Source organism: Thioclava sp. GXIMD4216, from assembly GCF_037949285.1.
Classification (GTDB): domain Bacteria; phylum Pseudomonadota; class Alphaproteobacteria; order Rhodobacterales; family Rhodobacteraceae; genus Thioclava; species Thioclava litoralis.
The window spans coordinates 437,845-452,316 of the sequence record NZ_CP149927.1 but is presented as its reverse complement, the minus strand read 5'-3'; the positions used below and the strand labels follow the sequence as shown (position 1 = coordinate 452,316).

The window sequence follows — 14,472 nt, the reverse complement described above, 5'->3', positions numbered from 1 at the left end:
CTTTTCGGGCGGCTATCATGCCGCATGACTTGCGCCTTGGTCTTCCCCCGTCCTAACCGGAGGAAGAGACCGGAAAGGACATGCCTTGCGCCATCAGTTCATCGCGCCCGAGCGTCGTGAGTATAATCAATGGGCGGCGAACGAGACGCTGGAGGATTTCGCGCTGCGCTTTACCGCAAGGCGGGCGCGGTTACGCCCGTCGCGTGTGGCCCATACGGCCATCGGGGCGCTGGCTTTTCTGGCCTGCGAGGCGATTGGCGGGTCGCTGACACTGGCGCATGGCACCCGCGACACGCTGGCTGCGGTGGCGGGGCTTGTGGTGCTGGCGCTGCTGGTGGGCTGGCCGATCACGCGGAATGCGGCGCGTTCGGGGCTGGATATCGACCTGCTGACGCGGGGCGCGGGCTTTGGCTATATCGGCTCGACGGTGACCTCGCTTGTCTATGCGTCTTTCACCTTCGTGCTGTTTGCGATCGAGGCTTCGATCATGTCGGTGGCGCTCAATCTGGCGCTCGGGATGCCCCTGTGGCTGGGGCATCTGGTGTCGGCGCTGGTGGTGCTTCCGATTGCGGCCTTCGGCATCCGGCGCATTTCGCGGATGCAACGCCTGAGCCAACCGCTATGGCTGGGGTTGCAACTGGCACCGCTTCTGGTGCTTGCGGTGGCGGGAACGGAAGACACGGTGCCCGATATGGCGTCTTGGCTGGGCTTTGGCGGCGCGGCATCGGGCGTCGATCTGCTGCAGATCGGTGCGGGGCTGTCATTGCTGCTGTCGCTCTTGCCGCAGATTGGCGAACAGGTCGATTATCTGCGCTTCCTCCCCGAGGGCAAAAGCTGGCGCAGGCGTCTGGCACTGGGCATGGCGGGGCCGGGCTGGGTGCTGATTGCCGGTGCCAAGATCATGCTTGGCTCATGGCTGACGGTCATGGCAATCCGTGCAGGCATCGCGCCCGATCTGGCCGCCCAACCCGCCATCGCCTTCGATCTGGCCTTCGGCACGCTGCTGGGCAATCCGGTTCTGGCATTGATCGCGATGGGGGTGCTGGTCTGTGTTGCGCAGGTCAAGATCAATGTGACCAATGCCTATGCCGGTTCGATCGCATGGTCGAACTTCTTTTCGCGGCTGACCCATAACCATCCGGGACGTGTGGTCTGGCTGGTGTTCAACACCGCGTTGGCGCTGATGCTGATGGAGCTTGGTGTCTTTGGCGCGCTGGAAAGCATTCTGGATCTTTACGGCATTCTGGCGGTGGGCTGGCTGGGGGCTGTGGCGGGCGATCTGGCGATTGCCAAGCCGCTGGGGCTGTCGCCCAAGCTGATCGAATTCAAACGCGCCCATCTTTATGACATCAACCCCGTGGGCTGTGGTGCGATGGCGCTGTCGGTGCTGGTGTCGGTGCTGTGCCTGACGGGGTGGCTGGGGCCCTTGGCGCAGGCCTTCTGTGTGCCCGCCGGTCTGGTGGTGGCTTTTATCGCCGCGCCGCTTCTGGCTTGGACGACGCGGGGGCGTTTCTACATTGCGCGGGGGTCGCAGATTGCCCCTGCAGCGGACGGGCTGTGTGGATGCGGGATTTGTGGCAACCGGTTCGACCCCGAGGATATGGCCCAATGTCCGGCCTATGGTGTGGCGATCTGTTCGCTGTGCTGTTCGCTGGAGGGGCGGTGCCGTGATCTGTGCAAACCGCAGGCGCGGCTGTCGCAACAGATCCGCGCGCTGTCCGAACGGGCCCTGCCGGCACGGCTCTCGCCCCGCAGGCGGGCGCGGATCGGGCAGGTTGCGGGGCTGGCGACCGTGTTTGTTCTGGCGACGGCGGGGCTTCTGGGGGCGGTGCGCCATCAGGTGACGCGCGGGATGGCGGCAGGCTCGGCACAGGCGGTCGGCTCGGCTTTCTGGGTGATTTTCGTGGCGCTGGCGATCCTGTCGGGGCTGATGGCGTGGTTCTTCGTGCTGGCGCATGAGAACCGCCGTCAGGTCGAGGACGAGTTCGAGCGGCAGGCCGAGGCGCTGCGCCGCGAGGTGGGCGCGCGCGAACAGGCCGAGGCGCAGGCCCGTCAGGCGCGCGAGGTGGCCGAGGCCGCCAATTTCGCCAAATCGCGCTTTCTGACCGGTCTCAGCCATGAAATACGCTCGCCGCTCAATGCGATCTATGGCTATGCCCAGCTGATGGAGCGCGATCTGTCCGCTGCGCCTTCGGCGGTGGGGGTGATCCGGCGCTCGGCCGAGCATCTGACGGATCTGGTGGACGGGCTTCAGGATATCTCGCGGGTGGAAAGCGGCACGCTGGTGCTGGCGCGTGATCGCGTCGCGCTGCCCGAACTGTTGGACCAGCTGGCCGAGATCTTCCGCTTTCAGGCCGAGGCGAAGGGCTTGGATTTTGTCTATGACCGTCAGGGCTGGCTGCCGCGTCAGGTGCTGGTGGACCGCAAACGGCTGCGGCAGGTGCTGATCAACCTGTTGTCCAATGCGGTGAAATTTACGGACCGTGGTCAGGTAGGGTTACGTCTGCGCTATCGCAACCATCTGCTGGAGGTCGAGATTTTCGACACCGGCATCGGCATTGCCCCCGAAGATCTGAAACGTATTTTTGATCCGTTCGACCGGGGCAGCCGCGCCGATCTGGTGCCCGGCACCGGGCTGGGGCTGACCATTACCAAGCTGCTGGTCGAGATCATGGGCGGGCATATCCGCGTGGAAAGTGTGGCCGGCGAGGGCACGCGGATGGTGGTGCAACTGCTGATGTTCGAGGCAGGTGGTGACCTTCTGCCAACGGGCGCGCGGCCGGTTCTGGGCTATGAGGGGCCGCGCAAGCGCCTGCTTCTGGTGGATGATGATGCCGATCATCTGGCGTTGTTACGCCGGATACTGGCGCCTTTGGGCTTTCAGGTGGTGGTGGCGCAGAACGGGGCCGAAGCTTTGCGGCTGGCCCCCGCGCTGCGCCCCGATCTGGCGGTGCTGGATATCACCATGCCCGGCATGAGCGGTTGGGAGGTGGCGGCACGGTTGCGCGCGCTGGACCCCGAGATGCGCGTGGTGATGCTGTCGGGCAATGCCCATGACAGTCAGGCCGAAGGGGCGGGGCTTCAGGACGGGTTCCTGTCGAAGCCGGTGGATCTGGATGCGCTGCTGGCGGAGATTGGCGGGCTTTTGCAGATTGACTGGCTATATGATGCGAGACCGGCGGAGCGTCCGGCAAAGCCCGATCTGCCCGCCGATCTGCTGGAACGGCTGCTTGCGGCGGCGGAAATCGGGCATCGGCGCGGGGTGTTGGATATTCTGGAGGACTGTCCTGAAGGATCGGTTGCGCAGTGGCTGCAGCTTGCGCAGGGGTTCGAACTGCCGCGCCTTGCGCAGCAGGTGCGGATGATGATGGAGGAGGGGCGCGATGACGGATGATATCGTGTTGATCGTGGATGACACGCCGCAGACGCTGGGGCTGTTGACCGATACGCTGGAGCGCGAGGGAATGACGGTGCTGGTGGCGACCTCGGGTCAGGCGGCGCTGGATCTTCTGGGCAAGATCGCGCCGCATGTGATCTTGATGGATGCGGTGATGCCGGGGCTGGATGGCTTTGCCACCACGCGGGCTATCAAACAGACGCCGGGGCGTGAGAATATCCCTGTGATCTTCATGACCGGATTGTCAGATACCGAACATGTGGTGGCCGGATTGGCGGCAGGCGGCGTCGATTATGTCACAAAACCGATCAAGCTTGAGGAATTGATCGCCCGTATCCGCGTGCATCTGCTGAATGCGCGTTTGGCCGAAGGGGCGCGGGCGGCGCTGGATGCGACGGGGCGGTCCTTGCTGGCGATGGATGGCGGCGGGCGTATCCTGTGGTCCACGCCGCGCGCCGAAGACCTGCTGGGCGGGCTGTTTCATGGCGGGCAGCTGCTGCTGACCGATGCGCTGGTGGGGCAGCTTCTGTCGCTGACCCGTCAGACGGGCAGCACGGCGGTGGTGCCCTTGGGCGAGGCCGAGATCGGGTTCCATTACCTCAACCCCGTGCGCGAGGGTGAATATCTGTTCCGCGTCACCGAAGACCGTCCGGGCCTGCGCGAAGAGATCCTGCGCGGGCGTTTTCCGCTGACCCAGCGCGAGGCCGAGGTGCTGGTCTGGGTTGCCGCTGGCAAGTCCAATCAGGACATAGCCGACATTTTGGGAAATTCGGTCGCCACGGTGAAAAAGCACCTTTTGCAGATCTATGCCAAATTATCCGTGGAAAATCGGGCCACTGCGGCGGCGATGGCGGTGCAGGTGCTGTCCGAGCAGGGATGAACTGCTCGGACCAGATGTCACACATCAGACATTGACCAGATGGGCGACCTCGGCGGCGGTATCCTCTGTGGTGCGCCCCTGACGCACCTGCCGCCCGCGTTGCAGCACGCAATAGTCATCGGCAAAGGACCATGCGAAATCGAGATATTGCTCGACGATGACAATGGTCACCCCCAGCTCGCTGCGCACGCGCCGCAGGGCGTCTTCAATCTGCTGGACAACATTGGGCTGGATACCTTCGGTCGGCTCGTCCAGCAGCAAAAGCTTCGGCTGACCACAAAGCGCACGACCGATGGCCAGCTGCTGTTGCTCACCACCCGACAGAACGCCCGCCTTGCGGTGGCGGATCTGGTCAAGCTTGGGGAAGAGGTCGAAGATATGGTCGGGAATGCCCTTGGCAATCAGCCCCTTACCGCGCCCCGCCAAAGCGGAAAGCCCCGACAGCAGGTTTTCCTCGACGCTGAGATGCGGGAAGACATGGCGGCCCTGCGGCACAAAGCCGATGCCTGCGCGGGAGCGCTCATGCGGCTTGGCCTGTGTCACATCCGCCCCGTCCAGCGTGATGCGGCCACGGGTGGCCTTCTGCACGCCCATGATGGTGCGCAGAAGGGTGGTTTTGCCCACGCCATTGCGCCCGATCAGCGCCAGCGCTCCGCCACGCGCCACATTCAGGTCGATGTCGAACAACACGGGGCTTTGGCCGTAGCCTGCGCCGACGCGCTCCATTTTCAAGAGGCTGTTCATATGGTTACTCCTTTGCGCGGCCAAGGTAGACGGCGGCGACTTCCGGATCGGCGCGCACATCGGCAACCGAACCCTGTTTCAGGAACTTGCCCTGATGCATCACGGTGACCTTGGCACCCAGTTCCTCGACGAAGGCCATATCGTGGTCGATCACCAGCACCGCATGCTCGCCCAAGAGGGAATGGATCAGCTTGGCGGTCTTGGAGGTTTCATTCGGGCCCATCCCTGCGGTGGGTTCGTCCAGCAAGAGCAACTCGGCCCCCGTTGCGACCACCATCCCGATCTCGAGCCATTGCTTCTCGCCATGCGCCAGATCGCGCGCGAAGGTCTCTGCCCTCTCGGTCAGGCCAATCTTGTCAAGCAGCGCCTCGACCTTCTCGGCCTCTTCGCGTTTGGCCCCGTGCCCCAATCCCTTCCACCAGCGGCGGTCGCGGCGCGCCGAGACCAGAAGGTTATCGCGCACGGTCAGCGAGGGCAGCACCCCCGGCGTCTGGAATTTGCGGCAGATACCGCGGCGGACGATCTCGAATTCGGGGAGGTTGGTGATATCGGCACCGTTGAAGGTGACGGTACCAGCCGCCGATTGCACCCGCCCGATGATCGTATCGCAAAGCGTGGATTTGCCCGCGCCATTGGGGCCGATCAGCACCCGCAGCTGGCCGCGTTCGAGCGTCATCGAGAAGTTGTCGATGGCTTTGAACCCGTCAAAATCCACCGTGATACCATCGAGTTTCAGGATATAGGGGTCGGGGGTCATTGGGCTATAGGCGTTCATTTCGGCTCCTCCACGAGGTCCGCTTCGGGGATGCGGCGGTTGCGGGATTTCTCGATCAGGTCTTCGATCAGACCGGCGATCCCATTTGGCAGGAACATCACGGTCAGGATGAAGACGAGGCCCAGCACATAGAGCCAGGCTTCGGGCATGGCCGAGGAGATCACATCCTTGGCGAGGTTGACGACGAGCGCCCCCAGCACCGCGCCCCAGAGGCTGTGACGGCCTCCGACGGCGACCCAGACCACCATCTCGATGGAGGGGACAACGCCGACAAAAGCGGGCGACACCACGCCTGCGTGCAGGGTAAAGAGCGCACCGGCGATCGAGGCGAACATGCCCGCGAAGGCGAAGGCCACGACCTTATAGGGGGTGGTGTTATAGCCCAGAAAGCGCACGCGATTCTCGCCGTCACGGGTGGCGCGCAGAAGCGTGCCATAGCGCGATCCGGTCAGCCATTTCGAGAAGGCGAAGACCACCACCAGCAGCGCCAGCGTGACGAAATAGAGGATGCGGTTGGTCTCGGGCGTGCCAAGCGGCAGGCCGAAGATACCGGTAAAGCCCGTCAGCCCGTTATAGCCGCCCGTAGTGTTCTGCTGGCTGGTCAGCAGCGTGGCGAAGGTAAGGGCGACGGCTTGGGTGATCAGCGCGAAATAGACCCCCACGATGCGGCGGCGGAACACAAGCCACGAGAAAAGCGCGGCGAAAGCGGTGGGGATCACGATGATCGCCGCCAGCGCGAAAACGGGGTTGGCGAAGGGGGCCCACCACCACGGCAGCGCCATCACGCCCGACCATTCCATGAAATCGGGCAGGCTGCCCGACGGTAGCGAGGCCAGCTTCATATACATGGCGATGGAATAGCCGCCCAAGCCGAAGAAGACGCCTTGGCCGAGGCTGAGGATGCCTGCCTCGCCCCAGATCAGCACGATGCCGATGGCAAGGATGCCCATGGCCAGAAAGCGGCCCAGCAGGTTGAGGTCGTAAGACGACACGAAAGAGGGTGCGAGAGCGGCCAGAGCCAGCACGGCGATCCAGCCATAGCGGTGTAATGCGGTCATCTTAATCCTCCAGAGCGCGCGAACGGGTGGCCACCACGCCTTGCGGGCGGAATTGCAGGAAGATGATCACGGCCAGCAGCATCAGAACCTGGCTCATCGAGACATCAAGGAAGATCTGGCTGATTGCCGAGACAAGCCCGAGGATGATGGCGGCAATCGTGGTGCCGACCATGGACCCGAGACCGCCCATCACCACCACAAGGAAGGCCGGAACGATATAGCTTTGCCCGACACTAGGGGTAACTGGCCCAAGGAGCGAGAGAACAACGCCCGCAAGCCCCGCGATGCCGGTGCCAAGGCAGAAGACGGCCAGATCGACGCGGCGGACATTGATGCCCGAGGCTGCGGCCATCATGCGGTCCTGATTGACGGCGCGCACCAGAAGACCAAGGCGGGTGCGGGCGATCAGAAGCCCCAGCGCCAGCAGCACCAGAACGGCCACGCCCAGAATGAAAAGACGGGTCGAGGGGAAATAGACGCCCCCCAGCATGAAGCCGGTGTTCAGCCAGTCGGGCGCGGTCACACCCACGCCAATCGGCCCGAAGATCGAGCGCGCGGCCTGTTGCAGGATCAGGCTGACGCCCCAAGTGGCCAGCAGCGTATCAAGCGGGCGGGCGGACAGTTTGCGCACCACGGTCAGCTCCATCACGCCGCCCAAGAGGGCCGCGCCAAGGAAAGCCACGGGGATCGCGACGAGAATGGCCAGCGGTCCGGGAACCACGAGATAGGTCAGATAGGCCAGATAGCCGCCCAGCATCAGCATTTCGCCATGCGCCATATTGATCACCCGCATCAGCCCGAAGCTGAGCGCCAGACCGAGGGCGGCAAGAACGAAAAGCGAGGCGACGCTGAAACCGTTGAAGATCTGCCCGACAAGAAGGGTTGCATCTACCATGGGGTGTCTCCTGCATGTTCGAGAAAGAGGCCCCCGACATGTCGCGGGGGCCAGTCGGGGATCAGTTGGTTGCGCTCAGGTCGCAGGATTTGCCGGGGAAGGTGAGAGCGTCATAGGGTTCGGGCGCGATCTCGCCTTCGGATTTCCAGACGATGTCGAATTTGCCCTTGTCGTCGAGCTTGCCGACATAGGCGGTCTGGGTCAGCGACTGGTTGGGCGCGAAGGCCACATCGCCCATCGGCGTTGCCACATCCAGATCAACGGCGGCTTTGCGCACGGCATCGGCATCGAAGCTGCCTGCTTTTTCCACAGCGGCTTTCCATGCGTAGACGTCCAGATAGCCGTGCAGCATCGGGTCGGTAATCGCGGCATCGGCGCCGAATTTCGCGCGGTAGGCATCGACGAATTTCTCGTTCGCCTCACCCGGGAGGGTCTCGAAATAGTTCCATGCGGCATAGGAGCCTGCCACCAGTTTGGTGCCCATGGCTTGCGCTTCCTGTTCGGCAATCGAGAAGCTCATGACCGGCGTGTCTTCCAGCGTGATGCCCGAAGCGGCCAGCTGTTTGAAAAAGGAGACGTTGGAATCGCCATTGAGCGTGTTGAAGATGATATCGGGCTTGGCCGCGCGGATCTTGGCGATCACGGCCGAGAAATCGGTGCCACCCAGCGGCACATATTCCTCGCCCGCCATAGTCAGCCCGTCTTCGGCGATATGTTTTTTCACGATCAGGTTGGCCGTCCGCGGGAACACGTAATCCGAGCCGACAAGGAAGATGCTCTTGTCGCCTTGGGCTTTGGCCCATTCATAGGCGGGCAGGATCTGCTGGTTGGGCTGGGCGCCGGAATACATGATATTGGCCGAGCATTCATTGCCCTCGAACTGGACCGGATACCATAGCAGGTTGTCGGTGCGCTCGAAGACCGGCAGCATGGCCTTGCGCGAGGCCGAGGTCCAGCCGCCGAAGACGGTGGCGACCTTGTCGTTTTCAATCAGCTTGGTGGCTTTTTGCGCGAAGATCGCGGGGTCGGAAGCGCCATCCTCGACGATCGCCTTGATCTGATGCCCCATCACGCCGCCTGCGGCATTGATCTCGTCAATCGCCATGACTTCGGCGTTTTTCACAGTGACTTCCGAAATCGCCATCGTGCCGGAAAGCGATTGCAGCACACCCACATTCACGCTGTCTTCGGCCAGAGCGCTCTGCGCCGAAGCAGCGCCGAAAGCCAGTGCGGCCAGTGTCAGATTGGTCTTTTTCATGAAACGTCCCCGTTGTTGTTGGCGTCGCGCTTTATGGTTGCGCGGCATGGGGAGAGCATGCGGGCCTTTGCGGGTGCCGCATATGCACCGAAGGGAGTATGGCAAAAGGCGGCGGATGCGGCCTATCACGCGCTCTGCATGGCAGCCTTGCCCGAAACGCAAGCGGAAAACCCGATGCGGCGCGCTACTCTTTTCGGGGGAGGGCGTGTGAAAGGGTAAAAAGTGCTGGCGGAATATCTTCTTGCAAAGGTCGATGGTCTGGTGCGCAAGACATTGCGTGCGGGGCCTATGCGTGATGCGCGGCGCAAGCCCGCGCGGCCTCACCGCGAGCATGGTGAGCTGCCGCGACGCGGACGTCTGGCCGATGTATCGGATCCGCTGGAACGCGCCTGTGTCGCGGTTATTCTGGGGCTACCGGCAGAAGAGCGGCGGGTGCTGGAACTGACCTATGGTCTGACCGGCCATTTGCCCTGTCCGCCCCATCGGGCCGCCGATATTCTGGGCTGGGGCTTGGCGCAGACCATGACCATCGGCGAAGCCGCGCTGCTGCGGTTGCGCAATTCCGCGCGGGGACGGGCGGCCTTTGCGCCCTTGCTGGCGGCCCTGCATCTGCGCCTTCTGGAGGCAGCGCAGAAGATCTACGATCTGCGGATGGCGCAGGCCCCGCGGGCCGAACGCGACCATGTGCTCTACCGTTTCTGGTGTGATCTGACGCCGGTCGAACGCCTGTGTCTGCGCGGCTTCGGCGAGGGCGAAGTGGCCGAGATGCGGCGGGCCCTTGAACACCGTGCGGCGGGGCGGATCTAGGCCGGGTCAGGCCGTCTCGCGGATGATCAGCTGGCCCAGAAACGTCTTGCTGCTGAGCGGGCTACGCGAGTCCAGCACCTCGACCAGATAGGCGGCCATGTCGCCCAGCGGCTGCTGATAGGTCGTCAGGCGGTAATTCGGGCTGGCAGCTTGCGGAACGTCGTCAAAGCCGATCACCGCGATGTCCTCGGGCACGCGCAATTTCAGATCGTGGCGGATCGCGTCGATCGTACCCAAAGCCAGCGCGTCATTCTCGCAGACGATGACATCGGGCAGATCCTGCGGGGCGCGTCCCGTCAGGCTCTGGCGGATCAGGCGTTCGGCCTTTTGCGAATCATAGGCATCCACCCATTGCGTTTCCGGCTGGCTGCCATAGGTGTCGGCCCAGTATTCCATGAAGGTCTCCTTGCGCAGAAGATGCGCCGAGAAAGTGCGCGGTCCGGCAAGGTAGAACGGCTTTCGGAAGCCCTTCTGGGTGATGTATTGTGCGATCTTCAGGGTCGCGGCCCTGTCATCGACGGCAATCGAGATGACATTTTCGTTCTGCGAGGTCCGCGCGAAGACAATCAGTTTGGGCTGGCGTCCGCCCTGCTGCACAGCATTCAGGATGTCGTCATGGAACTGGATGCCGATCAGGATGGTGGCATCGACGCGACGCTGGCTGGCATGGCGCAGGGCGGGGGCGGTGTCATCGGTATCGAGCGTATTGACCAGCAGGATATCCCAGCCCCCACGGCGCAGGGCGCGGGTCAGATGTTCCAGCATCACCAGCTTGTGCGGATTGGCGAAATCGTCGATCAGGAGTGCCACCAGATTGGACCGTGCCGAGGACGAGCGCGCCGAGGCCAGCGCGGCGGCACGCAGGTCGGGGATATAATCCAGCGCGGCCGCGGCCTGTAGGACCTTCTCGCGCGCCTTCTCGGAAATCGAGGCATCCTTGCGGAAGGCACGATTGACCGTCCAGCGCGACACACCGGCGGCGCGGGCGACGTCATCTGCGGTGACGTAGCTCTCTGCAGGCTGCGGGGCGGGGTCTTTTTTCATCGGTGGTCCGTCCTGTCTTCCGTAAGGGCACGGCAAAGATTTGCCGTCTGCCTACACCCAAACTGCGGGCAATCCAAAATGTATCTGACAAATAATAGGCTAGCCCACCTATTTTGCACTCGCGAGCAAATTTATCTTGCACGCGCGTGCAACGGCGGTATTAATGAGTCGTGTCGCGGCCTTGAGGAGGGCTGCACACAGGGAGGATCATATGCTGAAAGTTGGGTTGCTCGGCGCTGGCCGTATCGGGCAGGTGCATGCGGTAAACATTGCGGGGAACGCGCGTTCCAGCTTGGTGGCGGTGTCGGATGTGCATCGCCCCGGTGCCGAGGCGCTGGCTGCGAAATTCGGGGCGCAGGCGCGCTCCACCGAAGAGATCCTGAGTGATCCGTCGATTGATGCGGTGCTTGTGGCGACCTCGACCGATACCCATTCGGATCTGATCGAGGCGGCGACAGCGGCGGGGAAAGCCGTTTTATGTGAAAAGCCCGTGGATCTGTCGCTGGCCCGTGCGCGGGCCTGTCTCGGGGCGGCACGTCTGAGCGGGCGGCCCGTGATGATCGGCTTCAACCGCCGGTTCGATCCCAATTTCGCGGCGCTCAAAGCCGCCGCACAGCGCGGCGAGATCGGTAAATCCGAGCTGCTGTCGGTGACTTCGTTCGACCCTGCGCCGCCGCCGGTATCCTATATCAAAGTGTCGGGCGGGCTGTTCCGCGACATGATGATCCATGATTTCGATATGGCCAATTTCCTGATGGGCGAGGTGCCTGTCACGGTGCGCGCGGTCGGAAGCTCTATCGTTGATCCCGAGATCGGCGCGGCAGGGGATGTGGACACTGCGGTGGTGACGCTGACCTATGCCGACGGGCGGATCGCGGTCATCAAGAATTCGCGCCGCGCGGTGTATGGCTATGACCAGCGTGTCGAGCTTCTGGGCTCTGACGGGCTGCTACAGGCGCAGAATATGCTGGAAAATACGGTTGTGAAGTCGACCACGGCAGGCGTCGTGAGTGCCAAGCCCACCTATTTCTTCCTTGAACGCTATATGCCCGCCTATGCGGCGGAATGGGAGGCATTCGTGTCGGCGGTGCTGGAGAATGCACCGATGCCCAGCACGCTTGAGGATGGAATTGCCGCCTTGGCGATGGCCGAAGCCGCGACCGAGTCCGCCAGAACCGGTCAGGCGGTCACGCTGGATTTGCAAGAGGATTTCTACCGGAAGGCCGTCTGAGGCCCCGCCGTTAGAAAAGTGGCTCCGTGCGGGCCTGCACCGGAAGAGGAGCCGGTTCGGGGAACGGCCGCACGGGGAGAGGCGGGGTTAATCTGCCCTCCGGCTTTGCCAGCATATGCGGGTGGCGGCGAGGCACGCCCTGCCCAAGACCTTTTTGGGAGGAGAAAGCATGAAGACCCTTTTTGCTACGGTCGCTCTGAGCGCCATGATGGCCGGTGCCGCGATGGCGCAAGAGATCATCGTTGTCAGCCACGGTCAGGCCAATGACCCGTTCTGGTCGGTTGTGAAGAATGGCGCGGTCGAGGCGGCCAAGGATACCGGCGTCACTGTCGATTTCCGTTCGCCGGAAACCTTCGATATGGTGCAGATGAGCCAGTTGATCGATGCCGCTGTCAATCAGGAGCCGGACGGGCTTGTGGTCAGTATTCCCGATGCGGATGCGCTTGGTCCGTCGATCAAACGCGCGGTCGATGCGGGGATCCCCGTCATCTCGATGAATTCGGGGGGCGATGTGTCCAAGCAGCTTGGCGCGCTTTTGCATGTCGGCCAGTCCGAATTCGACGCGGGCAAGGCGGCAGGCGAGAAGCTGTCGGAAATGGGCGGCACCAAGGGCATCTGCGTCAATCAGGAAGTGGGTAATGTCTCGCTTGATCAGCGCTGCGCTGGTTTTGCCGAAGGGTTCGGTCATCCGGTTGCGGTGATCCCGACCATGACCGATCCGGCAGAGGTGCAGGCAAAGGTGCGTGCGGCGCTGGAATCCGATCCGGATGTGAACACGGTTCTCAGTCTTTCGGCACCGCTTGTGGGGGAGCCTGCCGTGAAGGCGGTAAAGGCCCTTGGGCGCGATGATGTGCTGGTGGCGACCTTCGACATGTCGTCGTCCTTCCTGCAATCGGTGGCCGATGGCGATGCCGCTTTCGCGATCGACCAGCAGCAGTTCCTGCAGGGCTATCTGCCGGTCTCCTTCCTTGCGCTGCATGCCAAATACGGGTTGATGCCTGCAGGGGACGTGCCCTCGGGGCCGAACCTGATCACCAAAGACAAGGCCGCGCAGGTCATCGACCTTGCGGCCAAGGGAATCCGCTAAGTTTCGGAACCGGATGTCCGGCCCCGTGCCGGGCATCCGGCGCGACACGCCCCGAACACCTGCCGGTTTCAGGGCCGCGCGTCACATACAGAGCCTTCGCGGCTCTGCCATGACCACCACGCCATAGGGCAGGCTACAGCATGATTGTGGCCGCTATCTCCAAAACTGACTGCATGATGGGAGGGATTCATGCCAACGGACGCCACCATTGCGGCGGACGAACGGATCAAATCCGAGTCGTTTGCCACCAAACTCATGAAACGACCGGAACTGGGCGCGATCGGGGGGCTGATCCTCGTGACGCTGTTCTTCCTGCTGACCGCCGATGGGACGATGTTCACATTGTCCGGTATCATGAACTTCCTCACGCCCTCGGCCCAGCTCGGGATTTTGGGGATTGCCGCAGCCATGCTGATGATCGGCGGCGAATTCGACCTGTCCATCGGGTCGATGGTCGGCTTTGCGGGCATGATCTTCGGGGTTTTCACCGTCAATCTGGGGTTGCCGCTGATCTTCTCGATCCCGCTGACCATGATATTTGCCGCAGCGATCGGGGCGGCGAATGGGGCCATCGTGATGCGCACGGGGCTGCCGTCCTTCATCGTGACGCTGGCGGGGCTGTTCATCCTGCGCGGTCTGGCGCTGGTGGGGCTGAAGCTGTTTACCGGCGGCTCGACCCAGCTGCGCGGTGTGCGTGAGGCGGTCGAGGGGGATGTCCTGACCCCGGTCTTTTCGGACGATGCCTTTCAGGGCCTGTTTGCCTGGGCTGCCAAAGCGGGCCTGATCGACAGTTTCAAATCCGGCGCACCGAAAGTGCCGGGCGTTCCGGTCGAGGTGCTGTGGTTTATCGGGCTGGCGCTGGTGGCAACCTATATCCTGCTGCGCACGCCTGTCGGGAACTGGATCTTTGCCACGGGCGGCGACAGCAACGCCGCGAAGAATTCCGGCGTTCCGGTGCGCAAGGTCAAGATCTCGCTTTTCATGCTGACGGCTGTGGCGGCAAGCCTTGTGGCCATCATCACCGTGATCGATGCCGGCTCGACCGATGCCCGTCGCGGGTTCCAGAAAGAATTCGAGGCGATCATTGCCGCCGTGATCGGGGGCTGTCTGCTGACGGGGGGCTATGGCTCGGCGATCGGGGCTTTCTTCGGGGCGATCATCTTCGGCATGGTGACCATCGGCCTGACCTATACCAATTTCGATCAGGACTGGTTCCAGGTGTTCCTTGGCGCAATGCTGCTGATTGCTGTGGTCTTCAACAATGTGATCCGCAAACGTGTGACGGGGGAGCGTTGA

12 protein-coding genes are annotated in these 14,472 nt (G+C 62.9%); 6 read left to right on the top strand and 6 right to left on the bottom strand.

What is annotated here, in order from left to right:
- Positions 1–85 precede the first annotated feature (85 nt).
- Together WDB88_RS15305 and WDB88_RS15300 are read left to right on the top strand one after the other, a co-directional pair.
- Positions 86–3,394 carry an ATP-binding protein gene (locus tag WDB88_RS15305; protein WP_339109673.1) on the top strand — a complete coding sequence of 1,103 codons (3,309 nt, stop codon included), beginning with the start codon at positions 86–88 and terminating at the stop codon, positions 3,392–3,394.
- A complete protein-coding gene (locus WDB88_RS15300) occupies positions 3,384–4,277 on the top strand; it encodes a DNA-binding response regulator (RefSeq protein ID WP_339109672.1) in 894 nt (297 codons plus the stop codon). Before WDB88_RS15305 ends, WDB88_RS15300 begins: the two co-directional genes overlap by 11 nt.
- Before the next feature lie 24 nt (positions 4,278–4,301).
- On the opposite strand, the gene urtE is transcribed toward WDB88_RS15300, so the two are convergent.
- The 5 genes from urtE to urtA all read right to left on the bottom strand — a co-directional run bounded on the left by urtE (position 4,302) and on the right by urtA (position 9,007).
- Positions 4,302–5,021 carry an urea ABC transporter ATP-binding subunit UrtE gene (gene urtE, locus WDB88_RS15295; protein ID WP_339109671.1) on the bottom strand — a complete coding sequence of 240 codons (720 nt, stop codon included), beginning with the start codon at positions 5,019–5,021 and terminating at the stop codon, positions 4,302–4,304.
- A 4-nt stretch (positions 5,022–5,025) separates the two neighbouring features.
- Positions 5,026–5,796: an urea ABC transporter ATP-binding protein UrtD gene (gene urtD, locus WDB88_RS15290; protein ID WP_339109670.1), complete on the bottom strand. Its 771-nt coding sequence runs from the start codon at positions 5,794–5,796 to the stop codon at positions 5,026–5,028.
- Positions 5,793–6,854, bottom strand: a complete 1,062-nt coding sequence (urtC, locus tag WDB88_RS15285) for an urea ABC transporter permease subunit UrtC (RefSeq protein WP_339109669.1) — start codon at positions 6,852–6,854, stop codon at positions 5,793–5,795. The genes urtD and urtC overlap by 4 nt, the downstream gene beginning before the upstream one ends.
- Position 6,855: 1 nt before the next feature.
- The gene (gene urtB / locus WDB88_RS15280; protein ID WP_330647017.1) at positions 6,856–7,749 is read right to left on the bottom strand and encodes an urea ABC transporter permease subunit UrtB; all 894 of its coding nucleotides are present in this window, start codon (positions 7,747–7,749) and stop codon (positions 6,856–6,858) included.
- Between the two features lie 61 nt (positions 7,750–7,810).
- Complete coding sequence (gene urtA / locus WDB88_RS15275; RefSeq protein WP_339109668.1) at positions 7,811–9,007, bottom strand: urea ABC transporter substrate-binding protein; 1,197 nt, start codon at positions 9,005–9,007, stop codon at positions 7,811–7,813.
- Between the two features lie 222 nt (positions 9,008–9,229).
- Here urtA and WDB88_RS15270 point away from each other — a divergent pair, with 222 nt between their 5' ends.
- Entirely contained in the window at positions 9,230–9,814 is a 585-nt protein-coding gene (locus WDB88_RS15270) for a hypothetical protein (protein ID WP_339109667.1), read from the top strand.
- 6 nt (positions 9,815–9,820) lie between these two features.
- Here the strand turns inward: WDB88_RS15270 and WDB88_RS15265 are convergent, their stop codons facing one another.
- Positions 9,821–10,858: a LacI family DNA-binding transcriptional regulator gene (locus WDB88_RS15265; RefSeq protein WP_330647022.1), complete on the bottom strand. Its 1,038-nt coding sequence runs from the start codon at positions 10,856–10,858 to the stop codon at positions 9,821–9,823.
- Between the two features lie 211 nt (positions 10,859–11,069).
- Between WDB88_RS15265 and iolG the strand changes: the two genes are divergently transcribed.
- The 3 genes from iolG (at position 11,070) to WDB88_RS15250 (ending at position 14,472) form a co-directional block, all read left to right on the top strand.
- On the top strand, positions 11,070–12,089 hold the full coding sequence (gene iolG, locus WDB88_RS15260; RefSeq protein ID WP_330647023.1) for an inositol 2-dehydrogenase: 1,020 nt from the start codon (positions 11,070–11,072) through the stop codon (positions 12,087–12,089).
- A 169-nt stretch (positions 12,090–12,258) separates the two neighbouring features.
- Positions 12,259–13,176 carry a sugar ABC transporter substrate-binding protein gene (locus tag WDB88_RS15255; protein WP_330647025.1) on the top strand — a complete coding sequence of 306 codons (918 nt, stop codon included), beginning with the start codon at positions 12,259–12,261 and terminating at the stop codon, positions 13,174–13,176.
- Between the two features lie 189 nt (positions 13,177–13,365).
- A complete protein-coding gene (locus WDB88_RS15250; RefSeq protein ID WP_339109666.1) occupies positions 13,366–14,472 on the top strand; it encodes an ABC transporter permease in 1,107 nt (368 codons plus the stop codon).